General features: G+C 69.0%; 23 protein-coding genes. 16 read left to right on the forward strand and 7 right to left on the reverse strand.

Annotated features, from left to right (window positions below):
• Positions 1 to 72: 72 nt before the first annotated feature.
• Both GTZ93_RS42215 and GTZ93_RS35740 read right to left on the reverse strand, forming a co-directional pair.
• On the reverse strand, positions 73 to 246 hold the full coding sequence (locus GTZ93_RS42215) for a hypothetical protein (protein ID WP_167548584.1): 174 nt from the start codon (positions 244 to 246) through the stop codon (positions 73 to 75).
• Between the two features lie 166 nt (positions 247 to 412).
• On the reverse strand, positions 413 to 1,309 hold the full coding sequence (locus GTZ93_RS35740) for a hypothetical protein (protein WP_139917170.1): 897 nt from the start codon (positions 1,307 to 1,309) through the stop codon (positions 413 to 415).
• 196 nt (positions 1,310 to 1,505) lie between these two features.
• Between GTZ93_RS35740 and GTZ93_RS35745 the strand changes: the two genes are divergently transcribed.
• From GTZ93_RS35745 to GTZ93_RS35760, 4 genes are all read left to right on the forward strand, one after another.
• Positions 1,506 to 2,750, forward strand: coding sequence for a phospholipase D-like domain-containing protein (locus GTZ93_RS35745; RefSeq protein WP_139917168.1), 1,245 nt, complete (start codon positions 1,506 to 1,508; stop codon positions 2,748 to 2,750).
• A 103-nt stretch (positions 2,751 to 2,853) separates the two neighbouring features.
• Positions 2,854 to 4,818, forward strand: coding sequence for a DUF4091 domain-containing protein (locus GTZ93_RS35750; RefSeq protein WP_139917166.1), 1,965 nt, complete (start codon positions 2,854 to 2,856; stop codon positions 4,816 to 4,818).
• A 237-nt stretch (positions 4,819 to 5,055) separates the two neighbouring features.
• Positions 5,056 to 5,580: a GNAT family N-acetyltransferase gene (locus tag GTZ93_RS35755; protein WP_121752984.1), complete on the forward strand. Its 525-nt coding sequence runs from the start codon at positions 5,056 to 5,058 to the stop codon at positions 5,578 to 5,580.
• A gap of 179 nt (positions 5,581 to 5,759) precedes the next feature.
• Positions 5,760 to 6,989 carry an AAA family ATPase gene (locus tag GTZ93_RS35760; protein ID WP_139917164.1) on the forward strand — a complete coding sequence of 410 codons (1,230 nt, stop codon included), beginning with the start codon at positions 5,760 to 5,762 and terminating at the stop codon, positions 6,987 to 6,989.
• A gap of 15 nt (positions 6,990 to 7,004) precedes the next feature.
• Here GTZ93_RS35760 and GTZ93_RS35765 read toward each other — a convergent pair whose 3' ends face one another.
• The 3 genes from GTZ93_RS35765 to GTZ93_RS35775 form a co-directional block, all read right to left on the reverse strand.
• A complete protein-coding gene (locus GTZ93_RS35765; protein ID WP_139917162.1) occupies positions 7,005 to 7,751 on the reverse strand; it encodes a hypothetical protein in 747 nt (248 codons plus the stop codon).
• Positions 7,748 to 9,487 (reverse strand): PilZ domain-containing protein, encoded by a 1,740-nt coding sequence (locus GTZ93_RS35770; protein ID WP_139917160.1) that lies wholly within the window; start codon positions 9,485 to 9,487, stop codon positions 7,748 to 7,750. Before GTZ93_RS35770 ends, GTZ93_RS35765 begins: the two co-directional genes overlap by 4 nt.
• Positions 9,488 to 9,636: 149 nt before the next feature.
• Entirely contained in the window at positions 9,637 to 10,353 is a 717-nt protein-coding gene (locus GTZ93_RS35775; protein WP_120575807.1) for a hypothetical protein, read from the reverse strand.
• 285 nt (positions 10,354 to 10,638) lie between these two features.
• Here GTZ93_RS35775 and GTZ93_RS35780 point away from each other — a divergent pair, with 285 nt between their 5' ends.
• From GTZ93_RS35780 to GTZ93_RS35830, 11 genes are all read left to right on the forward strand, one after another.
• On the forward strand, positions 10,639 to 11,292 hold the full coding sequence (locus tag GTZ93_RS35780; protein ID WP_139917158.1) for a hypothetical protein: 654 nt from the start codon (positions 10,639 to 10,641) through the stop codon (positions 11,290 to 11,292).
• A gap of 210 nt (positions 11,293 to 11,502) precedes the next feature.
• A complete protein-coding gene (locus GTZ93_RS35785; RefSeq protein ID WP_120575805.1) occupies positions 11,503 to 11,943 on the forward strand; it encodes a hypothetical protein in 441 nt (146 codons plus the stop codon).
• Positions 11,944 to 12,123: 180 nt separating this feature from the next.
• The gene (gene mmsA / locus GTZ93_RS35790) at positions 12,124 to 13,608 is read left to right on the forward strand and encodes a CoA-acylating methylmalonate-semialdehyde dehydrogenase (RefSeq protein WP_139917155.1); all 1,485 of its coding nucleotides are present in this window, start codon (positions 12,124 to 12,126) and stop codon (positions 13,606 to 13,608) included.
• A 70-nt stretch (positions 13,609 to 13,678) separates the two neighbouring features.
• Positions 13,679 to 14,932: a GTP cyclohydrolase II gene (locus tag GTZ93_RS35795; protein ID WP_120575804.1), complete on the forward strand. Its 1,254-nt coding sequence runs from the start codon at positions 13,679 to 13,681 to the stop codon at positions 14,930 to 14,932.
• Positions 14,925 to 16,133, forward strand: a complete 1,209-nt coding sequence (locus tag GTZ93_RS35800) for a URC4/urg3 family protein (protein ID WP_139917153.1) — start codon at positions 14,925 to 14,927, stop codon at positions 16,131 to 16,133. The genes GTZ93_RS35795 and GTZ93_RS35800 overlap by 8 nt, the downstream gene beginning before the upstream one ends.
• A 23-nt stretch (positions 16,134 to 16,156) precedes the next feature.
• Entirely contained in the window at positions 16,157 to 16,801 is a 645-nt protein-coding gene (gene upp / locus GTZ93_RS35805) for a uracil phosphoribosyltransferase (RefSeq protein WP_120575802.1), read from the forward strand.
• A 55-nt stretch (positions 16,802 to 16,856) separates the two neighbouring features.
• Entirely contained in the window at positions 16,857 to 17,630 is a 774-nt protein-coding gene (locus GTZ93_RS35810) for a S1 family peptidase (protein WP_161663256.1), read from the forward strand.
• Between the two features lie 106 nt (positions 17,631 to 17,736).
• Positions 17,737 to 19,140 (forward strand): golvesin C-terminal-like domain-containing protein, encoded by a 1,404-nt coding sequence (locus GTZ93_RS35815; RefSeq protein WP_139917150.1) that lies wholly within the window; start codon positions 17,737 to 17,739, stop codon positions 19,138 to 19,140.
• Between the two features lie 63 nt (positions 19,141 to 19,203).
• Positions 19,204 to 19,962 carry a class I SAM-dependent methyltransferase gene (locus GTZ93_RS35820; protein WP_139917148.1) on the forward strand — a complete coding sequence of 253 codons (759 nt, stop codon included), beginning with the start codon at positions 19,204 to 19,206 and terminating at the stop codon, positions 19,960 to 19,962.
• Complete coding sequence (locus GTZ93_RS35825) at positions 19,962 to 21,251, forward strand: CapA family protein (protein WP_139917146.1); 1,290 nt, start codon at positions 19,962 to 19,964, stop codon at positions 21,249 to 21,251. The genes GTZ93_RS35820 and GTZ93_RS35825 overlap by 1 nt, the downstream gene beginning before the upstream one ends.
• A 132-nt stretch (positions 21,252 to 21,383) precedes the next feature.
• Positions 21,384 to 22,109 carry a carbonic anhydrase gene (locus tag GTZ93_RS35830; protein ID WP_161663257.1) on the forward strand — a complete coding sequence of 242 codons (726 nt, stop codon included), beginning with the start codon at positions 21,384 to 21,386 and terminating at the stop codon, positions 22,107 to 22,109.
• Between the two features lie 6 nt (positions 22,110 to 22,115).
• Here the strand turns inward: GTZ93_RS35830 and GTZ93_RS35835 are convergent, their stop codons facing one another.
• On the reverse strand, positions 22,116 to 23,402 hold the full coding sequence (locus GTZ93_RS35835; RefSeq protein WP_139917142.1) for a chloride channel protein: 1,287 nt from the start codon (positions 23,400 to 23,402) through the stop codon (positions 22,116 to 22,118).
• Between the two features lie 227 nt (positions 23,403 to 23,629).
• Here GTZ93_RS35835 and GTZ93_RS35840 point away from each other — a divergent pair, with 227 nt between their 5' ends.
• Positions 23,630 to 24,715, forward strand: a complete 1,086-nt coding sequence (locus GTZ93_RS35840; RefSeq protein ID WP_120575795.1) for an SGNH/GDSL hydrolase family protein — start codon at positions 23,630 to 23,632, stop codon at positions 24,713 to 24,715.
• A gap of 552 nt (positions 24,716 to 25,267) precedes the next feature.
• Here the strand turns inward: GTZ93_RS35840 and GTZ93_RS42510 are convergent.
• Positions 25,268 to 25,520: hypothetical protein (locus tag GTZ93_RS42510; protein ID WP_222595360.1), on the reverse strand; the 253-nt coding region annotated here is incomplete at its 5' end.

Genomic DNA, 25,520 nt, shown 5'->3' on the forward strand with positions numbered 1-25,520 from the left:
GCAGGAAGAAGGCCCCGACCCGGCATGAAGCGGGTGGGGCCTTTTTTCATCACGGTCGTGGCCGGCCCGGGACTACGGGCAGGGGTACGTACAGGTGATCTGCCCGGAGATGGGGTTCTTGAAACACTGGGGCGTGCAGTCCTGCGCGTCGGCGGAGGACGGCGTGGCGGCGATGCCCAGGCCCATCACGGTGGCGGCGGCGGCGAGGACGAAGGCGATGCGACGGACGTGCTTGCGAGCCTGCATGGTGTCGTCTCCCTGCGATGTGTTGGCGCTGCACGGAGCACTCTAGGGACCGGGGCTGACAACGCCACTGGCGAGATTGCAGGTACGCGCGCACGCGCGGAGGGCGGGGTGCCAAGGCGCCGCACGCGGGAAGAAATTTGAAACACCGATGCGGCGAAACAATGCGTCAACGCCTGGGAGTGCGGCTCCACTGATAGCCCACCGTCGCGCCGCTGCCGATGAGCGAGAACGCGAGGTACTGGCGCAGGAAGTCCAGCCGTTCGCTGGAGCCAGCCAGGTGGCGCAGGCCTTCATGCGCGGCGATGCCCAGGAGCATTCCCACGGTCGCGCCGCCGAGTGCGCCCAGGTACGCGTGGCCGCGATCCTGGCTGTCGCCGAAAGCGATCTCGCCCATGCCCCAGGTGCCGAGCGCCGCGATGGGAGGCGTGACGACCATCGCCGCGCCGAACGCGCCCACCTCCAGCTCCATCCACCGTCCTTGCGGATAGGAGGGATGGACGAAGAGGATGCGTCCCGGAAGCGACGCGAGCACGGTGCCCGCGGCGGCCTCCGCGGCGGAGGCGCCCAGGCGCGTGTCACCGCCCACGCGGGTCGCGGCCCAGACGGTGCCCAGGGGCAGCAGCGTGACACCGCCATGCGCGACCCAGGTGCCGGCGGACAAAGGTGCCTCCGTGTCGGGCTCGCCATGCGGAATGAACGGCCGCAGCTGGCGAGGAGGCACGGCGGGAGGCGGAGGATCCGCGTCCAGGAACGGCGCATCCAGGACGGTGGGCCTCAGCGGAGGGGGCGGAGGTTCAGGCTCGGAGGACGGAGGCCGGTCCGAGGGCGAAGCGGAGGACGCAGGCGCATCCGCTTCGCGCGGTCCATCGCGAGGCGCGAGGATGTCGCCAGCCTGTGGCGCGGGCGTGTCCGTCGTGGGCGGCTGCTCATCCCGAGGCGCGGATGAAACATCCCCCGAGGGCGGCACGTCCTGCATCCACACCGAGGCGGACGCGGCCGGTGCCCCCAGCAGGCCCATCCACAGGAGCGCTCTGTACGCGGGTGCCATCCCCTGTCGCCCCATGCCGTGTCCGTCCTCCCCGAGTGTTCGCCGTGAGCACCCAGCAGTGCGCACGCGGCGCGTCCGGCACCACCGGCCTCTCGTGCCACGGGGCTCAAGCGTCGGCGGGTGGACGGTGTTCGTGTCCATCCACGCGCTTCCGCCACTCGGAGACACACGGCGGATGCGGAAGGGCGGGGGCTGCCCTAGCTTCCGGACCGTGCGGCTGGTCTGGCCCATCCTGCTCGCCCTGCTCACCGCGGGGTGTCCCTACCCGAACCACCGACAGGACCTGCGCCTGCGCGCGCTGCCGGAGGACCCGGCGGAGAGGGAGCTCGCCATCGAGCAGACGCTGGGCATCCCGATGGAGCCCGGCAACGGCGTGGAGTTGGTGCAGAACGGCCGGGTCTTCGACGTCATCGAGGAGGAGATCCGCGCCGCGCGCTCCAGCATCCACATCGCCAGCTACATCTGGCGTCCGGGCATCCCGTCGGACCGGTTGCTCATCGCGCTGCGAGAGCGGGCCCCTGGAGTGCAGTGCCGGGTCATCGTGGATCCGCTGGGCAGCGTGAACTTCGAGGTCGTGGCCCCGGTGCTCGCGGACGCGGGCTGCGACGTGCGCATCTACCGTCCCTATCAGGGCGCGGTGACGTCCCTGGACGCGGTGAGGATCCGCGCGCGCATGCACCGCAAGATGGTCATCCGCGACGGCGAGGTCGCGTTGACAGGCGGCTTCGGCATCTGGCGCAGCTGGCTGGGCAACGGCGACGCGGCGGAGACCTGGCGCGACACCAACGTGCGGGTTCGAGGCCCCGTCGTGCGAGGCATGCAGCTCGCCTTCGCGCAGAACTGGCAGGAGGCTGGCGGCGCCTTCCTGCCCCCGGAGTCCTTCCCGGAGCTCGCGCCCGCGGGCAACGCGCGGGCCCTCTTCGTCGCCAGCACGGGGCACCGCTTCCTGTCGGAAGCCACGAAGATGTGGCTGCTGTCCATCGCGTCCGCGAAGCACCGGCTGTGGATCGCCAACTCGTACTTCATCCCGTCGGAAGCCATCAGCGACATGCTCATCCTCAAGGCGCGCGAGGGCGTGGACGTGCGGGTGCTGGTGCCCGGCCGCTACCACGACGTGAAGCCCGTGTTCAACGCGCAGCGGGCGTCCTACGCGAGGCTCCTCGCGGCCGGCGTACGCATCTACGAGTACGAGATCTCGATGATGCATTCCAAGACGCTGGTCGCGGACGACACGCTGAGCATCGTGGGCTCCACCAACCTGGATCCGCTGGCGCTCAGCCACACCGACGAGGGTTCGGTGATGGTGGAGGATCCGGTGCTGGCGGAGGAGTTGGCGAAGTCCTTCGAGGCGGACCTCAAGCACTCGGCGGAGGTCCACTGGCACGGCTGGAAGCGGCGAGGCCTGCTTCAGAGGCTGAGCGATCAGTTGCCGTGGTTCATCGGCGACTTCCTCTGAGCCCACCATCCGAGGCGTAGAGCCCCCGGCCGTCTGCCTGTCCGGCTGACAAGGAACATCCGGGGCGGGAAGGCAGGCGGGGCCGGGTCGCGTTGGTCTCTTCATGCCTTCGATTCGACCGTTCCGTGCCGCCCTGTTGTCGCTGACCGTGGCCCTGCCGGTGTACGCGGCCGGGCCCGCCGTGTGGGGCGAAGGGATGATGGTGAAGGTGCGGCCGGGGACCGCCGCCCGGAGCGCCACCGAGGTGCGGCTCACCGCCGCGCGCAACGAGTTCGTCTCCTTCCAGGTCGCGCTGCAAGGCGGAGACACGGGGCTGAAGGGCGTGCGCGCGAAGCTGCCCGCGCTGGAGGGCCCGGGCTCCACGACGCTGACGGGGCCGGACGTGACGCTGTATCGCGAGGCGCTCGTCACGACGAAGCAGGCGTCGGTGGCGGGAGAGTCCGTGGGTGCGTGGCCGGACGGGCTGGTGCCGGACACGGACGAAATCGCCGGTGAGACGCGAAGCGCCTTCCCCTTCGACGTGCCCGCGAAGGAGGCACGAGCCATCTGGGTGGACGTGCACGTGCCGAAGGACGCGCCGCCCGGGGACTACACGGGCACGGTGACGGTGGAGGCGGACGGAGGCTTCCAGCGGCAGGTGACGGCGAGGCTGACGGTGGTGGACGCGGCATTGCCGAGCACGTCCTCGCTGTCCTCGGCGTTCCTGCTCTGGCCGCCGCACGTATGTCGCGCGCACACGGGCCGCGAGGACTGCACGCCGGAGGAGTTGCAGCCGCTGCTCACGCGCTATCAGCGGATGGCGTTGGAGCACCGCTTCACGCTCTCCAGTCTCTTCCCGCGCAAGCCGTGGCCGCCGGAGTGGAGCACCTTCGACGCGACGTGGGGACCTTACTTGGACGGCACGGCGCCAACGCGGTTGCAGGGCGCGAGGATGACGAGCCTGGAGTACGTGGGTCCGCTCGACGCGGCGAACCTGAAGGACTTCACGGCGCACATGAAGGCGAAGGGCTGGCTGGACCGGGCCTACGTGCAGCTGGGGGACGAGCCGCCCTACGGCACGCCCTTCGCGCAGGTGCGCGCGACGGGAGAGCTGGTGCGCCAGGCGGCGCCCGGGCTGCGCACGGTGCTGACGACGAACTCGCGCGAGCTGAAGGCCAACAACCTGGAGGACGCGGTGGACACGGCGGTGCCGCTGGTGAACCACCTGGACGGCACGGACGCGAACTTCCGGGGCGACCAGCGGGGCACGTACACGAACTTCCTGGAGCGTCCGGGAACAGCGTTGTGGATGTATCAGAGCTGCATGAGCCACGGCTGTGCGTATGGGACCAACGCGCCGGAGAACAAGCCGGGCGCGGGCTGGCCGTCGTACATGCTGGACCGGTCGGCGGCGAAGGCGCGCGCGATGGAGTGGGTGACGTTCCTGGAGGGCGCGACGGGCGAGCTCTACTACCAGTCGGTGGGCATGCTCTCCACGGCATGGACGGACCAGTACCGCTTCAACGGCAACGGGGACGGGACGCTCTTCTACCCGGGTACGCCGCAGGCCATCGGTGGCAAGACGGACGTGCCGGTGGCATCGCTGCGGCTCAAGCTCATCCGCCAGGGCATGCAGGACTACGAGTGGCTCAAGGCGGTGAGTGACGCGGGAGACCCGGACTTCGCGCGCAAGGTGGCCAGGGACCTGATCCCGGCCGCATCGCGAGTGACGGACGACGGCGCCGCGTTCGACGCAGCGAGGCTGAAGCTCATCCAGCGTTACGAGGAACTGACCGCGACCCCGACGCCGGACGCGGGAACGCAGCAGCCGGACGCGGGCACGCAGACGCCGACGGACGGAGGCACGGAGCCCACGCCGGACGAAGCCGCGGGAGGCCCCTCGCAGGGATCACCCGGCTCCACTTCCGATGTGACGCCGGACGCAGTCGATGACGCACAGGCGGGAGGCTGCACCACGGGCGGAGGCGGAACGGCGGCGGTCGCGGGAGGCCTGCTGTTCGCGGCCTGGGCGCTCGGAGGCATGCGCCGTCGTCACGCTCGCGTAACCGTGCCCGCCCGGAGGAGGTAGGCGCACGCGGAGCATGCCCCCACGTGCCTGCCGCAACGCGCCAAGACGGCGAGCCCGCCCTGTCGGAGGCACAGCGCACAAACCTGTCCGACAGTCGGACAGGTTTTGGAGCACCGCGTCCCGGACCCCCGGTCCTGGTAGCCAGGTCGGGCCCGTGTCGGACGGGGGAGGTACAACCCTGGCTGTCTGCCCGGAAGCGCCGCGCGGGCTCCGGGGCGTCATGCTAGAGGGCGGCGCATGAGCACGGACGTGGTGAAGCGAGCCGTCATCCGCGAGGCGCGGCCCGAGGACGACAAGGCAATTGGCGACCTGTTGGTGGAGGCCTACGTCACGCAGTACGCGAAGAAGCTGCCGGAGGTCGTCTACTCCGAGGAGCGCAAGGCGTTCCTGCGCGACGTCGCCTCCAAGCGCAAGGTGTGCACCATCATGGTGGCGGAAGTGGACGGAGAGGTCGCGGGCACGGTGGCCCTGTACCCGCCCGGCGCGCCCGGCACAGAAGCCTGGTTGCCCCGCACAGCGGACCTGCGCGCCCTGGCCACGTCGGTGCGCTACCACGGCCAGGGTCTGGCCCAGCCGCTGCTGGCGGAGGCGGAAGTCCTCGCGAAGCGCTGGGGCGTGGACGCCATCTCCCTCCACGTGCGCCAGGGGGCGTTGGGCGTCGCGCGCATGTACCAGCGCCGGGGCTACCAGCGTACGCCGGAGGGCGACATGGACCGCCGTCCGGACGTGTTCCTCGAGGCGTACCTGCTGCCCCTGAAGTAACGCATGTCAGGTGGGAACGCGTTCATCCGTGGATTGCGCATCCCGTCTGACGCCGGAGGGTCCGCGAAGGCTCGCGTGACCCGGGCACCGGAAGGGATCGCGCGCCGGAGTCGTGGCGTGCGCCCTGCCCCGGAAGGGGCGCCGGTCGGTACGCCGACCCCCACCCCGGTGTTCCCATCATGATGATTCCTGTTCCCGAGCAGTCGCTCGTGCTGCTCCTGGGCCCATCCGGCTCCGGCAAGTCCACCCTCGCGAACACGCACTTCCTCCCCGAGGACGTGCTGCCCGGCACGGGCAATGAAACGAAGCTCCACGACGAGGTGGCGCGAAGGCTCGCGAAGGGCACGCTCACCGTCATCGACGGCGTCCCGCTCAGCGCCGAGTCACGTCGTCACTACGTGACCCTGGCGCGCGAGCACCACGTCGCCCTGGTCGCGGTGGCCATGGACACGCCGGAAGCGCTCTGTCTGGAGCGCAACCGCACGCGCTCCGGGTCGCACGCCAGTCCCCGAGCTCTGCGCAACCAGGTGCAGCAGCTGCAGAACGCGCTGAAGGGGCTGACGAAGGAAGGCATCCGGCACGTGCACGTGCTCACGCCGGAGACGGCGGGCGCGGTGGCCTTCGAGCACCGCCCGCTGCCGTGCCACCGCCAGGACGAGCACGGCCCCTTCGACATCATCGGAGACATCCACGGATGCTTCGACGAGCTGAAGGCCCTGCTGACAGAGCTGGGCTACACGGTCGCGCCGCGAGCGGACGGCAGCCCCGGCTTCGACGTGAGCACGCCCCACGGGCGCAAGGTCGTGTTCCTGGGCGACCTGGTGGACCGTGGGCCCGGCGTGACGGACGTGCTGCGCCTGGTGATGGGAATGGTCGAGGCGGGCACCGCGCTGTGCGCGCCGGGCAATCACGAAATCAAGTTGCTCAAGAAGCTGCGTGGCAAGGACGTGCGCGTGGCGCGCGGGCTCGCGATGACGCTGGAGCAGCTGGAACGTGAGCCGCCCGGATTCTCCCATGCGGTCGCAGACTTCATCGAAGCCCGCTCGCCACACTACGTCCTGGATGACGGTCACCTCGTGGTGGCGCACGCGGGCCTGAAGGAGTCCATGCACGGCCGGGACACCCCGGAGGTGCGCGACTTCGCCCTCTACGGAGAGACCACCGGCGAGGCGGACGCCTACGGTCTGCCGGTGCGAGCCGACTGGGCCCGGGACTACCGTGGACCGGCGACGGTCGTGTACGGCCACACCCCCGTCACGGAAGCCGAATGGGTGAACAACACCCTCTGCGTGGACACAGGCTGTGTGTTCGGAGGGAAGCTGACCGCGCTGCGCTATCCGGAGCGGCAGCTCGTCTCCGTGCCCGCGCAGCGCGAGTACTGGAAGTCACGGAGCCACGCGGCTCCGTGACCGTCCGGGAAGACGTCAGGCCGCCGCCGCGGTGACGCCGCCTACACTCCGGCGCGCCGCCTCCATGCAGTCGTCCAGGAAGCGCAGGTAGCAGTCCAGCCCGCGCGAGCCGAACGCCGCCAGCCGCCGGCCTTCCTCGGGATGGGTGCTCAGCATCCCCTCCATCATCCGCTCGTTGAGCGCGGTGTGGCCCACGTCCACCTCCGCGTGCTCGCGCAGGAAGGTGAGCGTGTCCAGCGTCCCCTGTCCCAGCACCTCGCGCACGCGCGCCAGGATGCGCGGCACCAGCACCACCGCGAGGTAGCCCACCTCGTACTCGATGGCCGCCTGGCCCAGCGGCAGGTCGCCGGTGATGGCCTCGTCGTGCACCTGCCGATACTCACGCATGGCGGCCGTGGGCGCCTGGGCGACCAGTGCATCCGCGTCCAGCTTCTGCGAGTGGCTCGCGTTCCACTGCGCCGTCAGCACGCGAGCGTCCTGGAGGGTCATCAGGTGATGGCCGGCCTCGTGCTTCGCGTGGGTGATGAGCTGCCGGCCCACCTTCTCCTGGCCCAGCGCGATGCAGCGCTCACCGGCGCTGCGGATCCATCCGTCCACGGGCTCGGTCATGTACGCGCCCCGGGCGGACCACTCGATGAGGAAGCGCGCCATCAGGTCCGGCGTGATGTCCGGCGACAGGAGCGTGCGCACGACGGGCTCCGTCTCCAGGCGGGCGCGGGTTTCCATGGCGTGCGGCAGGTACTGCGTCTGGATGAGGCTCATGACAGCTCCTTCTGGGGGTGGGAGAGCGGACGGGGCGCCGTCTGCTCATGGATGTGCTCCAGGAACTCGGGAGCGAGGTCTGCGGGGATGAGCCACAGGTAGGGCTTCGCGTCGGGCGCGGCGTCATGCAGGCCCGCGGCCTCCACGTCGCCAGCCTCTTCGGCCAGGAAGGTGAAGCCGTCGCGGCCCCGTTGGGCGAACCAGCGGCGAGCCCCATCCATCAGCGCCGGATAGGCCTGCCGGGCCCGCGGCGACAGCGCGAACACCCGCACGGAGTCCAGCAGCCCGAAGGGATTGGTGCCGGGAGACCCCGACTCCAGGACGGCCACCGCCACCGGCTTCGCGCCCTCGCGAGCGACCAGCAGATGCCGCTCGCGCTCCAGGCCCACCGCCTGCCAGGCCCGCGTCACGTCCCGCAGGTCCAGCGTCTCCAGGCGCAGGTCCAACGCCTCGGCGTAGCAGGCAGGGCGGGTGAGGGCGATCCGCTCAACGAGCAGCCGCCGCTCCGCCTCCGTCGCGGGCCCCAGCTCCAGCCCCGTCGCCGGCGGGGCAGGGGAATGGCAACACTCGACGTCAATCATTCGCATCGGCAGCATCAGCGTCCGCCCCGTCGCCGCCATGCGGCCGGCGAAGCCGACGTGCGAGCGGTATGTGAAGGGCACGGTCGATTCGATGTACGCCGCGAACCACCGGAACCCGCTGTCCCGCTGCGCGTGCTCCACGCAGTGCACGTACAGCTCACGCAGCATCTGGCCCTTGAGGCGCTCGAACCGCGTGGCGTCCTGGCGCCGCGCCAGCTGGTGCACCATCCACACGGAGCGGTAGGGCTTCATCGCGGAGAGGGTCGCCTCCAAGCCACGCTCGGAAGGCCACACCACCTCGGTGAGGACCGAGCCCATCGAACCAGCCTGGCGGCCCAGCTCGATGAAGCTCCGCCGCCGCGACTCGAAGTCCTCCGCGGACCTGCCCGCCAGGTTGAAGTAGCCGGAGTCGATGAACAGCCGCCACTGCTCCTCCACCCGCGCGCCATCGGTACACGTCGTCGGATGAAGGGCCCGCGCCACCAGCGCCTGCCATCGCTCCGAGTCCTCGGCGGTCAGCGGCGTCACCAGGAGCCCGCACTGGAGCTCCCCATCGGTGCGGTCCGACACATGGCGCACCTCCCCGCGCAGCGACAGGACCTCACCCGCCGCCGTGCGCAGCTCGATGGGCTGGAGCACCCGGCCCGGCGAAAGGCGTTCCCCGGTCCCCAGCCGCAGCGCCATCCCATGCAGGGACACATCCACCGCGTCGCGCTCCCGGCCCAGCCACCCTGGCAGCGGCAGGCGCACGCTCAGGTCCGGAGGCGCGGGAGCACGCCGATGCGCCCGGCGGCGCACCTGGATCAACTGACGAGGCAGCGGCGTCACCCACGTCCCCTGCTCCGCCGGCTCACCGGACAGGAGCATCCGGTAGACGCAGCCATGGCCAAACACCTCCACCTCCCACGCGTCCGCGCCCGGATCCACCGTCAGCCCGGACCAGTGGAGGACTCCGCCTTCCAGCTCCAGCGTCTCCAGCCGCAGCGGCGACGCCATGTCTCCCCGTCGCAGCAGGGCGGACGAGCCCATCGCGGCGGCGGTGGCGAGGATGATGCGGATGCGCTCGGAGTCGGTGACGTCCCACCGGATCCCCCATTCCAGGACCGGTGCCTCGGACAACGGACGCAGCTGTGCGCGAGCGAAAGGCGCTCCCACGGTGGACTCTCCAGATGAATGACGTCGGGGGGCGCGCGAATCCTCCGGGGCTCCCGTGGATCCGCGCTTGAACGGGATACGCAACCGGACCTTGGGTCTGGTCGTTCAATCCCGCCGGAAGCCCTCCTCATCCGAAGGTCACGGGTGGGTCACTTCGATGGAGCCGGCCCCGGCGCGCTCCCGGCGGTCGTCGGCGTGCCGCCCGTGAGACGGAAGATCCGGTGGGGAGAAAGGATGAACTTCCGCTCCGGGCCCTGCGTCTTCAGGGTCCACGCCGCACGCCGGGGAGGGGTGTTCAGCAGCCGCGCCAGCACGGCCCGCGCGGGCTCCCGGGTCACGGCTTCCAGGGTGACCCGGCTCTCCAACGGAAGCCCGGCCGTGCTCCCCAGCTCGACCTGCGTCCCGCTCTGCTTCGAGACCTCCGCGCAGAGGAGCCGGAGGATCTCTCCCAGGGAGCGCTCCTGGCGGGGCAGGGTGAGGGGTGTCTCCAGTGGAGAGCCCTGCTCGGGCGTGACGTGCCAGAGTCCTCCCGCCTGCACCAACCGGAAGCGCGGGGCCTCCTTCCCGGCCTGCTGCGCGAGCAGCCGCGTGAGGACCTCCTCCTGGAGTTTGGCATCCGTCCGGGTGGCGTCCGTGACGGCATAGGTCAGGGTGATGGAGCCCTTCGGCGCGGGCCTGTCGGGCGGCTCCTCATAGGTGATGCCCCACCCCTCGCGGGTCTCCAACTGCTTCACCGCGGCGGCGAGCGGCTGGGGCACGTCCTGGACGGTGAGCTGGACCTCCTCGCTCCAGGCAGTCCTTCCAGCAATGCAGACAGACAGCAGCATGGCGGCGCGAATCCCAGACTTCATCATGGACAGGGGCATGGCCTGACTCCTTTTGGGTGAAAGCTTAGCAATCGCTATGCCGTCTGGAACCCACTGGGATTCCTCGCGGATGGGGTGCCTCCCCGCCTGGGACCGCGACAGTTTGTCATGGTGCGCCCCAGAAGCCTGTCAGATGTGCCCCCAGGCGCCGCGCCGGCTCCCGGAATGCCTTTCCAGCCTCAATCGAAAATCCATACGCAGATGGTAAATTCAGGAAAGATCTTGAAAAGCTTTGAGGCCATTTGGTAGGGATTGTGAATCACTGACAAGTGGGAGGGATTGCCAATGAAGCGGTTGCTGACCGTCGTTGCCTCGATGTGCATGCTGCTGGGTTCCACGACTGTCCTCGCGGAGGGGCCGGCGTCCGGGAGTGGGACGTCGTCGCGGAAGGAGGGGATGGCGGCGCGTGCCCAGGCGCTGCTCGCTCGCATCCAGGCGGAGGGGCTCGTCTCCGTGACCCTGAGGGCCCAGGACCCCGTGGACGTAGGGTTGTTGCGGCTGGTGTCCCAGTTCGATGGGACGCTTCCGGGCACGGCGGAGGCCCGGGCGCTGCTCGCGCTCCGTCCCGTGACGGCCCGTCCGTTGTCCATCCTGGCTGGGGGGACGCCGTCCTCGTCCGGGGCGTTGCTGGAGGACATCTATACGGTGACGGTGCGCAACCTCACCTCGGCGGACTGGTTCGACATCGTCGTCTTCTACAAGCGGGTCGGCCTGTCGGGCGTCGTCTACCTGGAGGCCTTCGATGTGCAGCCGAACGCCGCGCCGGTCTTCCAGATGGGGGTCTGCTCCCAGATGGAGAGCTACGTGGTGGGCTTCTTCATCGGGGATGACCTGGTGGCGCAGATCCCCTCCTCGGGCAACATGACGCCGACGCTGGCGAGCATCTACAACCCGTCGGACATCGAGCCCTGCGCGGACTCGTGGTCCATCGCGGACTGAGGCCGCGGGCCCTGGATGGGTGATGGGCGGCGGCACGCGCTACACAGGTGCCGCCGCGCTTCCCGGGCAAAGGGAGTGCGTCCACCGGACACTCCCCCCTCACGCCAAGGCACTGAAGCCAAGAAACCTCCTGGGTTTCATGTGACAGAAGAGTGCCCCCACGGTGGGAAACGTGCGGATGCCCCGGGTCGGGCTTACCTTGCGGGACCCATGTCCCTCCGCAAGGACTTCATCGAGCGCGCCGCCGAGCAGTTCGCCGCCGCCATCGCCAGCATCCTCAAGGCCCGGAAGGAGAAGCGGTATGGGGACGCACGCAACCACATCCGCGACACCGCCCTCACCGTGCTGGGCATGGAGTACGGCGCGCTCATCCTCGCGGACGCCGAGTCCACCTCGCGCCTGCTCGGCACCGCCTCGCGCGCGCGCATGCTCGCGAAGCTGGTGCGCGAGGACGGCGAGTTGATGCGCGAGCAGGGAGACCCCCTCACCGCCGACTCGCGCTTCCTGCTGTCGCTGGAGCTGTACCTGGAGGCCATCTCGCTCGGCCTCAACCCGGACACTGAGGACGCCACCGCCATCGCGGAGCTGCGCACCCTCACGGACACCTCCGCGCTGTCGGAGCGGCACCAGCGGATGCTCTCCCAGGCCTGACGAGGCGCGGCGCGCACGTTCGCGCACCCGTGCATCGGTCGGGTTTGCGACAGAGCAACATGGGGAGATCCATTGCTTCCGATCAAGCAATGACACGGTGACGCTCCCCGCCTTGCCCTGGCTTCCGGCTTTGCGTCTATCCTTGCCGCCCATTTGTCACGCAACACCGGGGGGGTGCGCGTGTCCTTTGTTCGGTTACCCGAGAGCGTGGTCTCTTGTCGCAACCTCGTGGGCGGAGAGTGGGTCTCTCCGTCCGGAGCGTCCGCGCAGGATGTTCGCAGTCCCTATACCGGCGCGCTCATCGGCCGGGTGCCGCTGACGACCGCGTCTGGTGTCGCCCAGGCCGTGGAGGCCGCGAAGGCCGCCGCGCAAGGCTGGCGCGTCACCCCGCTGCGCGAGCGCACCCAATTCCTGCAACGCTTCCGCACGCTGCTTGAGACGCACCTGGAAAGGCTCGCGCACCTGGCCGCGAGCGAATCCGGCAAGACGGTGGCGGAGGGCCGCGCGGGCCTGCTCAAGGGCATGGAGGTCTGTGATTTCGCCCTGTCGCTCCAGAACCTGGACAGCGGAGCGCACCTGGAGGTGAGCAGGGGCGTCACCTGCGAATACCGCCGCGAGCCCCTGGGCGTCGTCGCCGGCATCACGCCGTTCAACTTCCCCGCGATGGTGCCCCTGTGGCTGTTCCCCATTGCCGTCACGGTGGGCAACGCCTTCATCCTCAAGCCGTCGGAGAAGGTGCCGCTCACCGCGACCGCCATGGGTGAGCTGATGGTGGAGGCGGGCTATCCACCGGGCGTCTTCTCCGTGGTGCACGGCGCGAAGCCCGCGGTGGACGCGCTGCTGGAGCACCCGGACGTGAAGGCCCTGGCCTTCGTGGGCTCGTCCCCGGTCGCGCGGCACGTCTACGTGGAGGGCAGCCGCCACGGCAAGCGCGTGCTGGCGCTGGGCGGCGCGAAGAACCACCTCATCGTCGTGCCGGACGCGGATCCAGAGCTCACGCCGCAGGCGGTGGTGGACTCGTTCACCGGCTGCGCGGGCCAGCGCTGCATGGCGGCCAGCGTGATGCTCGCGGTGGGAGACGTGCAGCCGCTGGTGGACGACATCCTCCGGCGAGCCTCGCGCCTGGAGGTCGGCCCGGGCATGGGAGCGCTCATCGACCGGGGCGCGGTGGATCGGCTGGAGACGGCCATCGCCAAGGCCCAGGCGGACGGAGCGCGAGTGCTCCTGGACGGGCGAGGCAGGCGGCCCGCGGGCGAGGCGTACGCGAACGGCCACTGGCTGGGGCCCACGGTGCTGGACAACGTGCGCCCGGACATGGAGGCCGCGAGGCGCGAGCTGTTCGGCCCGGTGCTGTCCATCGTGAGGGTGCCCACGTTGTCGGCGGCGCTCGCGGTGGAGAACGCGTCGCCCTATGGCAACGCTGCGTCCATCTTCACCACGAACGGCGCGGTGGCCCAGTCGGTGGTGGAGGGCGCCAGGGCCGGCATGGTGGGCGTGAACGTGGGCGTGCCGGTGCCGCGCGAGCCCTTCTCCTTCGGCGGCACGGGCGAGTCGAAGTTCGGCCACGGGGACATCACGGGACCGTCGAGCCTCGACTTCTGGAGCCAGCTCAAGAAGGTAACGCGCAAGTGGTCCGCGCGCACCGACGGCTCGTGGATGAGCTGACGCCGAGCGTCGGCGTCTTTCCATTCCCAGACATCATTCCTCTCCCGCGCCCCCCAAGGAGGGTGCACCCATGGCTGACAAGAAGCCCGTCAATCACATCCGTCTTACGTCCCATCCCGACGGGCAGGCGCCCGGAGTCCCCCTGCGCTGGGGCGAGTCGGAGCCGCTGCGCCGGGGCCCGGTGGTGGCCACGCTCTCCGACCCCGCGAGCCGAAACGTCATCGGCACGCACTCGGGTGCGTACTCCATCTACCGGGCGCTGGCGGTCTCCGCGGGCAAGCTGCCGCAGGACCACAAGGCGGACCTGACCAACACCTCGCCGGCGGCGCAGGTGGGCCCGCATCCGGGGTGGAGCGACCCCAAGCGCATCGTGTCGCTGGACCCCTGGGGAGCGGTGGCATCGCAGGTGTTCCGGGCCTACGCCGAGCAGGGCGTGGACTACCGGCCCACCATCGCCGTCACCCGGGCCCACATCAACATGCCGGAGGTGCGCGAGGCCATGGCCGCCGGGCGCCTCAAGGTGGACGGCGACCTCGTCGCTGCCAACGGTGACGTGAAGGTCGTGAAGGCCGCGGTGGAGCCCGTCTGGTACCTGCCCGGCATCGCCGAACGCTTCGGTCTCACGGAGGGCGCGCTGCGCCGCGGCCTCTTCGAGCACACCGGAGGCATGTACCCGGAGCTCATCACCCGCCCGGACCTGCACGTCTTCCTGCCGCCCATCGGCGGTCTGTCGCTGTATGTGTTTGGAGACATCACCTCGCTCGCGGACCGGAACGTGCCGCTGGCGGCGCGGGTGCATGACGAGTGCAACGGCTCGGACGTCTTCGGCAGCGACATCTGCACCTGCCGGCCCTACCTGGTGCACGGCATCGAGGAGTGCGTGCGGATGGCGCAGCAGGGCGGGGTGGGGCTCATCGTCTACCACCGCAAGGAGGGCCGAGCGCTGGGCGAGGTGACCAAGTTCCTCGTCTACAACGCACGCAAGCGCCAGGAGGGCGGAGACTCCGCGGCCACGTACTTCCACCGCACGGAGTGCGTGGCGGGCGTGCAGGACATGCGCTTCCAGGAGCTGATGCCGGACGTGCTGCACTGGCTGGGCATCACGCGCATCCACCGCTTCATCTCCATGAGCGACATGAAGCACGACGCCATCGTGCGCTCGGGCATCGAGATTCTCGAGCGGGTGCCCATCCCGGACGGACTCATCCCCGCCGACGCGAAGGTGGAGATGGAGGCGAAGAAGGCCGCGGGCTACTTCACGCGAGGGCCGGTGGCGGATGCGGGGGAGCTGGCGCAGGTGAAGGGACGGGACCTCGATGCTTGACGCGATCCGGGTGCAGGAGGTGTCCCCGACGGTGGCATGGCTGCGCAGCCCGGCGGCCATCCGCGAGCGCTGTCATCAGGTGTTGGACCTGGGGCTCGCCGGCCGGCTGGAGTACTTCCGGGTGGAGCCGTCCCGGTTGCCCACGGTGGTGGACCGGGTGCTGGCGGTGACGCACGAGGCATACCCCCGCCTGGACATCCCGGTGCACAGCCGCTGGAGGCACTTCGACGCGGGAGGAGTGCCCAGGCTCGCGCAACTGGAGGCGAAGCTGGCCCCGCTGCCGCCGGAGGAACGAGCCAGGGCGAAGGTGGACCTGGGCGTGGTGAGCGTGCTCTTGGATGCGGGCAGCGGACCCGCGTGGCGCTACCAGGAACCCGGAGGCGCGTCCTACGTGCGCTCGGAGGGACTGGCGGTGGCGTCGCTGCGCATGTTCATGGCGGGCGGCTTCTCGTCGGATCCAGACCGGCCGCTGCGCGCGGACGCGGAGGCCCTGGGCCGCATGACGCGCGAGCAATTGGAGCGAGGCCTCCAGGTGTCGGAGTCCAATCCGCTCCTGGGAGTGGAGGGGCGCCTGCACCTCATGCAGGCGCTGTCGCGAGTGCTGCCCAGGCCGGGGTCGCTGTTCGACATGCTGGCCGCGCACCGCCGCAGCGTGCGAGCGGCGGAGGTCCTGGGCACGCTGCTGGAGGTGCTGGGCCCCATCTGGCCGGGTCGCACGACGGTGGACGGAGTGAACCTGGGGGACGTGTGGCCGCATCCGGCGCTCGGGCCGCCGGGGAGCGCGGACGCGCTGGTGCCCTTCCACAAGTTGTCCCAGTGGCTGGCGTACTCGCTGGTGGAGCCGCTGGCGGAAGCCGGCGTGACGGTGACGGAGCTGGACGCGCTCACCGGCCTGCCGGAGTACCGCAACGGAGGCCTCTTCGTGGACCTGGGCGTGCTGGTGCCGCAGGACCCGCGCCTGACGACGGAGGTCTACGGCCCGGGTGACCCGCCCATCGTGGAGTGGCGTGCGCTGACGGTGGCGCTGCTGGACCGCGTGGCCGCGCTGGTGCGAGGGCGTCTGGAATTGAGCGCGGAGGAGCTGCCGCTGGCGAAGGTGCTCCAGGGCGGCACATGGACGGCGGGGCGCCGGGTGGCGGCGGAGCTGCGCCCCGGAGGCGTTCCGCCCATCCGCATCCGCAGTGACGGCACGGTGTTCTGAAACCCATACAAGGACGGCGACACATGGACTTCCCGAACTGCACGGTGGTGGATCACCCGCTGGTGAAGCACAAGCTGACGGTGATGCGCAGGACGGATACGAGCACGGCGTCCTTCCGGGCGCTGCTGGAGGAGATCTCCCTCATGCTCGGGTACGAGGCGCTGCGAGACCTGAAGCTGCGCGAGGAGGAGATTGAAACGCCCATGGCGCGCACCACGGGCTGGGCGCTGGACGGCAAGAAGCTGGTGCTGGTGCCCATCCTGAGAGCGGGGCAGGGCATCCTGGACGGCCTGCTCCAACTGGTCCCCTCCGCGCGAGTAGGCCACATCGGCCTGTACCGCGACCCGGAGTCCCTGAGCGCGGTGGAGTACTACTACCGCGTGCCCGCCAACCTGGAGGACCGAGACGTCATCGTCTGCGACCCGATGCTCGCGACAGGCAACTCCGCGGTGGCGGCGCTCCAGCGAGTGAAGCGAAGCCGCCCGGGCTCACTGCGTTTCGTGTGTCTGCTCGCGTGTCCGGAGGGCCTGACGAACCTGCGCGAGCACCACCCCGACGTGCGAGTCTTCACCGCCGCCATCGACGAGAAGCTGGACTCGCACGGCTACATCCTGCCCGGCCTGGGCGACGCGGGAGACCGCCTCTTCGGTACGAAGTCGGTGGACTGACTAGTCTCGATTTCCAGGATTGACGGTGAGGCATGAATCCTTCATGCCTCACCGCATGAAGACATCCCGTTTCGCATCCGCGTTGATGGCATTGGGGTTCCTCGCCTGTGGTGGAGAGCCGGATGAGGTAGCTGTCCCCGGTGTCCAGACCCAGGAGCTCATCGGCGGAGGCATCGCTGCCCGGTACGAGCTGCCCCACCAGGTGCGCCTCCACGTGACGGGCGCATTCACCTGCGGAGGCACGCTCCTCCGGGCCGGCTGGGTGGTGACGGCCGCCCACTGCGTCGAGGGCGTCACCCCCGCGTCCATGCGCATCTACGCGGGAGACCTGCGGCTGGGCTCGGTGGAGGCGGACGAGCAGTACCGAGCGGTATCGCGCAAGGTGATGCACCCGTCCTACGACGGGTCGGTCCACGACGTCGCGCTCCTCCAACTCGCCCAGCCCTTCAATCTCTCCCAGGCGGTGCGGACGCTGACGCTGCCGGATGCGCCCGCGCCCCTGGGTGCGCCGTACGTCGCGAGCGGCTGGGGCCGCACCCAGACAGCGCCCACTTCCGATGCGCTCAAGCGAGTGAGCCTGAGCATCACCTCCACGGCCACCTGCCGAGACATGGTGGGAAGCGACTACGTCAACGGCGCGGTGTTGTGCACGGCGCCGAGCGCCACCGCCAACGTCTGCACGAAGGATGACGGCGGACCCCTGGCCTTCAACGGGAAGTTGTATGGGATTGTGAGCGGGTTCGGCTCCAACCAGTGCAACACCTTCTCCTTGTTCACCAACGTGGCCACGTACACGTTATGGATCCGCTCCGTCATCAACGGGACGTGATGCACCGAGCCACGACGGTTTCACGCCTTGGCTCTTGAGAACTGGGAAAGACGGATTTAAACGTTGAACGGTCTAAACGTTTTGTCCATTTCCCGGGAGTCCAGGCATGCGCGCGTCGTGGCGGTCCACCCTGATGGCGGTGATGTTGGGCGCGGTCTTCGCGGAAGGAGTGGAGGCGGCGGAGCCCGGCACGCAGCATTGGACGGAGAATCTTTCCGCCGGAGCAGGCACGTCGGAGCTCGTGGGCACGCGAGACGGGCTGCTCTACGAACCCAACGCCGTGATGCGCCGTCCCGAAGGCCTGAGCCGGCTCACGGGCCTCTTCGAGTTCCCGGCGCGCACGCTCGAGCAGCCCGTGGACACCTTCCGTCCCCAGGTCCAGGCGGCGGTAGGCCTGGGGCAGGGCGTCGAAGTGGACGTACGCGTGAGAACCCCCGGAGGAGCCTGGAGCGAATGGCGCACCGCCACGGGAGACGAAGCCGTACGCCTGCCCCGCTCGGGCACGGAGGTGCAGGTGCGCCTCGCGCTCATCGCGGACGAGCGAGGCCGCGGTCCCGTGGTCCAGACGGTGGGCCTGGAGGGCTGGCGCGAAGGAGGCACGGAGGAGGGGCTCCAGACGCTCGCGCCGCTGACCTACCGCGTCTACGCCACCCGTGAGGGCCTGGTGGGAGGCACGACGGCGAACGGCCACGTCATCAAGACCAACGACCGTTTCGTGGCGCTGCCTTCAAGGCGAGGGCTCGCGTCGAACGGAGGCTCCGAGTACCAGGTACGCGTCTGTTATTCGAAGACAGCGAAGTGCGCGACGACGTCCGTCTGGGACGTGGGCCCGTGGAACACGAAGGACGACTACTGGAACCCGTCCAGCGTGCGCGAGATGTGGAAGACGCTGCCGCAGGGCAAGCCGGAGGCGCAGGCGGCATACCAGGACAACTTCAACGGCGGGTTGGACCAGTTCGGTCGCCGGCCGGCGAACCCCGCGGGCATCGACCTCGCGGACGGGACGTTCTGGTTGGACCTGGGGATGTCGAACAACGACTGGGTGGACGTGACGTACCTGTGGACGTCCGGCGGAGGTTCGTCGACGGGGCTGGTCATCGACAGCAACAACGCGAACAACGACCAGGCCAAGGGCTACATCCAGCTCACGGGCACCAGCTGGGCGTCCTCCACGAACGTGGCGGGCTACTACGGCACCAGCTACCTGGTGTCCCCGGGAGCAGCGGTGTCGGAGCCTGCGACGTTCTGGTTCTACATGGCCGCGGCGGGAACGAAGACGGTGGACGCGTGGTGGACGGCGGCGAGCGACCGCTCCACGGTCGCGCCCTTCATCGTCACGAACGCATCCGGCACGCAGCTGGCGAATGTGAAGGTGAACCAGACGGTCAACGGCGCAAGGTGGAACACGCTCGGCACGTGGAGCTTCCCGGCGGGGTGGAACAAGGTCCAGCTGAGCCGGTGGGTGACGGCGGGGACCTACGTGGTCGCGGACGCCATCCAGGTCCGTTAGGCCTCATGGACGCACGGGTTGTCCGGGCGGTAGAACGGTGCCCCATCTCCGAGGAAGTCATCCATGGCGTCGTTGCGCACCGTGCTCCCGCCTCCCGTGGAGGAGCCACAGCTCTACACCGACCTTGCCGGCTGGTGGCCGTTGTTCTCGCCACCGGAGGAGTACGGGGAGGAGGCGGAGGACCTGCTCCCCATGTTGCATCCGGAGGAGGGCCCGGCGAGCACGATGCTGGAGTTGGGGGCGGGCGGAGGAAGCCTGGCCTTCCACATGAAGAAGCACTTCACGCTGACGCTGACGGACCGCTCGGCGGAGATGGTGGCGGTGAGCCGCAAGGTGAATCCGGAGTGCGAGCACCGGGTGGGGGACATGCGCTCGTTGCGGCTGGGCCGCACGTTCGACCGGGTGATGGTGCACGACGCCATCATGTACGCGGTGGATCGCGAGGATGCGCGAGCCACGGTCCATACGGCTGCTGCGCACTGCCGCCCGGGAGGCCGGGTGGTGCTGTTGCCGGACTGCGTGCGTGAGACCTTCGAGCCCCTCACCGAGTCCGGAGGCCACGACGGGCCGGACGGGCGAGGAATGCGCTATCTCATGTGGACCTGGGATCCGGACCCGGACGACGAGACGTTCGAGACCGCGTTCGCCTATCTGCTGCGCGAAGCGGACGGAACGGTGAGCATGTCGCAGGAGCGACACCGCTTCGGTCTGTTCCGGCGTGAAGACTGGCTCGAATGGATGCGAGAGGCCGGCTGTCCCGCGACGACACGCAGGGACCCCTGGCACCGGGAAGTCTTCATCGGGGTGCGGGAGCAGGACTGATGCGAGGGTGGGGGGCCTTGCTGGTGTTCATCCCGCTGTGGGGGATGGCTGCGCCCGCGCGAGTGGAGCTCGTCTTTGGTGGAGACGTGATTCCGCACGGCGAGGTGAAGTCGGTGGCGAAGGCCCACGCGCGCAGTGGAAACCACGAAGGCTGGGACCACGTCTTCGGCCCGCTGTCGGATGTGTTGCGAACGGCGGACGTGGGCGTGGTGAACCTGGAGACGCCGGTCACGGCCAACACCAAGGCCTTCACGAAGGAGCTGGTCTTCAACGCGCCCCCAGCCATGGTGCAGGCCCTGGTGAACGCCGGAGTGAAGGTGGTGTCCACGGGCAACAACCACGCAAGGGATCAGCACGTGGAAGGCCTGGTGGAGACGCTGGGACACCTGGACGCAGCGGGCCTGCGCCACACGGGAACGGGGACGACAAGAGACGCGGCCTGGGAGCCGGTGTTCATGGAGGTGCGAGGCCTCAAGCTGGGCTTCCTCTCCTTCACGAGGAGCCTGAACGGCTTCAGCAACCCGAAGGAAACGGACGCGCCGCACGTGGCGCTGTTGCCCTACCCGGAGCACGCCTCGAGAAGGGGGCTGAAACCGGAGGAGGCACTGGAGCGGGTGCGAGCAGCGGCAGCGAAGTGTGACGCGCTCTTCGTGATGGGACACTGGGGGCGCGAGTACACGGACACGCCGCACCCGTTGGACAGGGCCCTGGGGCAGTCCTTCCTGGAAGCAGGAGCCTTCGCGGTCATCGGCCACCATCCGCACGTGTTGCAGCCATTGGAGGCATACACGACGAAGTCCGGGCGCCGGGGTTTCATCGCCTACTCATTGGGCAACCTGGTGGCGAACCAGGCGCGCTTCTACCGTCACGTGAAGGGGCAGCTGGGCAAGGACGGAGACAAGAGAGACACACTGCTCCTGCGAGTCGGAGTGACCAGGGCGGAGCCCGGAGCCCCGGTGTCCCTGGCGGATGTTTCAGTGTTGCCGGTCTGGATTGAAAACAACGCCCAGGGCCGCAAGGCGAAAGCAAAGCGGAACATCCAGCCGGTGCTCATCGACCGCGAGATTGAAGAAGTATCGCGAAGGTTGGCCGCGCTGACCCAGCGCACCGCGACGCCCGACAAAACAGCCCGAGCCGAGAAGGCCGCCCTGGAGCAGCGCCTGGCAAGCGCCCGTTACCGCCGCGAACGCATCCTGAGAATGCTGCCCACGGAGTTCCAGGTGGCCACCCCGGAGCTGAGGCGAAGGGACGACAGCGCAGTGGGCCTGACGGCTCAAACAGTGCCCTGAACCTCAGGCAGGAGGATGTACGACGGCGGAGCCTGCCATGGAGTTCATGGTTTCCGGTTCGCCACCCTGTTACCCCTGCGGGGCGCCCGGACCCACGTCTTGCGGCGTACACCCCACTCCAGGTCACACCCCATGATTCCTCTTCTTCGCACCGCCGCGGCCGTCGCGCTGCTGGGCATCGCCATGCCCGCGCTCGCCGAGGACCCGCATCCGTCCCACCCCACCGTGAAGCCCGAAGCGCCGCCGGTCACCTTCCACCGGCTGGAGCAGGGCAACCTGCGCTTCACCAAGGGCGTGGCACGCCACCCCGCGCAGACCCTCGCGGTGCGCCACGCGCTGGCCAACGAGCAGCACCCGCACGCCATCGTCGTCACCTGCAGCGACTCGCGAGTGCCCCCGGAGCTCGTCTTCGACCAGGGCCTGGGTGAGCTCTTCGTCGTGCGCGAGGCCGGCAACGAGCTGGAGCCCCTCGTCGTCGCCAGCATCGAGTACGGCGTCGCCAACCTGGGCGTGCGCCTCATTGTCATCATGGGCCACGAGTCCTGCGGTGCCGTGAAGGCGGGTCTCACCATCCCGGACGGCCAGAGCACCGGTTCGCCCAACCTCGACGCGCTCGTCTCCGCCGTGAAGAGCAACCTCATCGACGCCCACCTCACGGACGCGGACAAGCACGACCCCAAGGTGGTGAAGGCCTCGCACGCGAACGTGGACGCCGTCACCCGCCAGCTCACCGAGCGCTCCCAGCTCCTCAAGGCCAAGGTCGACGCGGGCGAACTCGCGGTCGTCTCCGCCATCTACTCGCTGGACACCGGGCACGTGGAGTTCTGGCACACGGAGGGGCTCGTCCCCTCCAGGTAGCGACCGTCAGCGAGGCGCCTCGGATTCCTTCCGGGGCGCCGCGTGCAGGTCGCGCAACGCGACGATACGGTCCAGCAGAGGCCCGCCCAGCTTCTTCCGGGCGATGCGCTGCGACGGATAGATGCCCCGGTGGCCCGTGAGCAGGTACGCCACCGTGGCGACGATGGCCACGTGAGGCAGCACGGAGGCGCCCACCAGCTCCACCGCCATCAGCGACAGCGCGAGCGGCGTATTGGCGGCCGCCGCGAACAGCGCCGCCATGCCCACCGCCGCGCCCAGGTCCACGGGAAGTCCCAACAGCCGAGCGAGGACATTGCCCAGCGCCGCGCCAATGAAGAACAGCGGAGTCACCTCACCGCCCAGGAACCCCGCGCCCAGCGTCACCACCGTGAACACGAGCTTCCAGGCGAACGTCCCCCAAGGCAGCGACACATCCTCGAACGCGCGAAGGATGCCGGGCACGCCCAGGCCCAGGTAGTCGCTGGTGCCCGCGAGCTTCCAGAGCCCCACCACCCCCAGGCCGCCCAGGGCCATGCGTACGGGAAGCCACGGCACACGGCGCTCCAGGACCCGCTTCAGTCCATGCGTGCCCTCGATGAAGGCCACCGCCACGCCCGCGATGCCCACCGCGAACACCAGCCACTTGCCCAGCACGGGCAACGTCAGCGCCAGTGCCTGAGGCACCGGGTACGCGGTGTGATGGATGCCCAGCCCCCGAGTCACCAGGTCGCCCACGACGGCGGCCGTGAGCGCGGGCAGGAGCGCCTCGTAGCCCAGCCGGCCCACGCACACGACCTCCAGCCCGAACACCGTGCCCGCCAGCGGAGTGCCGAACACCGAACCGAAGCCGCCCGCGATGCCCGCCGCCAGCAGCTCGCGCCGGGTCTCCGGAGCCACGCGGAAGCGCCAGGCAATCTGGTCCGCCAGGCTCGCACCCATCTGCACCGCGGTGCCCTCGCGTCCCGCGCTCCCGCCGAACAGGTGCGTGAGCACCGTGCCCAGCAGCACCATGGGCGCCATGCGAAGGGGAATCACCGCGTCGCCCTCATGCACCGTGTCCAGCACCAGGTTGTTGCCGCCCCGGATGGACGCACCCCACCGGCCATACACCGCGCCCAGGACGAGCCCCGCCAAGGGCAGCGCGTACACCAGCGACTCATGCGCCAGCCGGAACTCCGTGGCCGCCTCAAGCAGCGCGAGGAACACCGCGGACGCCGCGCCGCACACACCCCCCACGATGGCGCCCAACAGCAGCCACTGGCCCAGTGCGCGGGCGCTCCCGGAGATGTTCATGGACGCACTCTAGTCGTGAAACAACGCGTCAACCGGAAGCGCCGCGTCAGAGAAGGGCGTGCGAAAACACCCCTCTGACGCACCATGGCGGAATTCATGTTCAACATGGAATACATAGTGCGGAGTTAATTCAGGTCTGCGGAGTGATTCCTGAATCAAAGCCGTGTACCGTGCGCGGCCTCTCCCCATTGCCGGGGCGGGAACCCCCTACCTCTTCAGGAGCCGGTATGTCCGTTCGTCGCAGCGGGCTGTCCCTCGCCGCCGTCCTCGCCGCCACCACCCTCAGTGGCACCGCGCTGGCCAGCACCATCAACCAGAACACGTCGTGGACCATCAACCGCTCGGCGTCGCAGACGTACCGGGTGGTGGCCTACGGCGACTCCATCTTCGCCGGCTATAACGGCGGAATCTCCAGCGTGGGGCGTCGTGCGGCCCCGGTGGTGGAGGGTGAGTACGCGGCGAAGAAGTGGGGCGCCAACGTGGAGGTCATCCGCCGCACGAAGTCCGGCGCGAAGGCGGACGACATCTACAACAACAAGATCGTCTCCGAGCGCTCCTACATGCAGGACGCCAAGACGCGCGTCGTGATGTTCGAGATGTGCGGCAACGACTACCTGCAGGCCCGCAGCGCGTTCACCGACCAGACCGGCACCTGTAACTACAGCGGCCTGCAGAACGCGCTGGCGACCTGCACCACGTACATGGAACGTGGCATGCAGACCATCAACCAGTACGCGACCACCGCCAAGGTGAAGGTCATCTCCAACATCTATTACCCCGGCTATGACGCGGACAACGTGCTGACGGCCTGCACGGACGCGACGACGGGCCAGAAGGTGAACAAGCAGCAGTACTTCCTGCCGCTGCTGGCGCGCAGCAACTGGCGCGCCTGCAACCTGGCGGCGAAGTACGGCTTCAAGTGCTCGGACGCCTTCGCGGAGATGATGGCGTCGGACTACGACCGCAACGGCGACGGCCAGATTGACTCCGAGGCCATCGCGTACCGCGCCGGCGAGACCGAGGACGCCTACGTGCAGCGCATCAGCGTGACCCTGCGCAGCACCCTGCGCGACGCGAACGGCCACCTGGCGAACAGCAGCACCAGCTACGACTACATCCAGTCGGACAACACGCACCCGACGTACACGGGCTCCACCATCAGCGTGAACATCTTCTCCGGCTCCGGCTCCGGCTCCGGGGCGCCGTCCTACACGGACGCCCAGGTCGTCAACGGCAAGAACCCGGACTGGAACAAGTTCGGCCACGAGCGCATGGGCTGGAGCATCTCCACGTTCGACCCCGCGACACCTTGAGCTGAGGCGGCATCCGTAGGGAGAAAGGGCCTCCGACCTGTCACCGGGTCGGGGGCCTTGTCGTGTCCGGACCAACGGAGCGGCCCGCAGCCAGGCGTTCAGGCTCCTTTTCGTCGGAGCGCCAATGATCAGGCCCTCGCAAACGAGGGTTTGACGTCTTCGGCCCGAAGCGTTAGAGAGTGCCCCCTCCGCGACGACCGGCAGGCCCCTGGGCCTCGGAAGGTCAGCGCGGGGGAAGAAAAGGATCGACGAAGGTTGTTGATCCCGAACGCGGCAAAGAGGTAGAAGCCGCGCCCCTCACCTCGAAGCCCGCGCACTGGCGCGGAAGGCACTTCGGGGAGAGAGCAGCACCGAAAAGAAAATAGGGCAGTCAACCAAGCGAGTTGACAGCGAGCGCGGCGAAGAGATAGAAGCCGCGCCCCACCGAAGAAGCAGCAGTCCGGAAGGCAACACGACGGACGCAAAGCGGTGAGGAAAGCTGACAGCAAGCGGTTGACAGGGAGCGCGGTGCTGAAGTAGAAGCCGCTCCCCTTCGAAAAGAAGCGGCGGAAGTCACTGGACGGCGCCGACGAACTTCGAAGAAGCCTGCAGGACGCAAAAGCGAAGTTGACGCTGACTGCGAACTGAAATAGAAGCTGCAACCCCGTCGGTTGAAAGAAACCGGCAAGCAACAAAGTCGCAACAAGCGGCTCGGTCTTTGAAAACCAAATAGCAAGCCCAAGTAGTAGTGGATTGCGGAAACCCGCAGTCAATTTTTTGAGGGCGCTTCACCTCAAGAGCAGCGCTGAAAAGCGCAGCGAGAGGG

Origin of the sequence: Corallococcus exiguus (assembly GCF_009909105.1) — a bacterium.
In the GTDB taxonomy this organism is placed as follows: domain Bacteria; phylum Myxococcota; class Myxococcia; order Myxococcales; family Myxococcaceae; genus Corallococcus; species Corallococcus exiguus.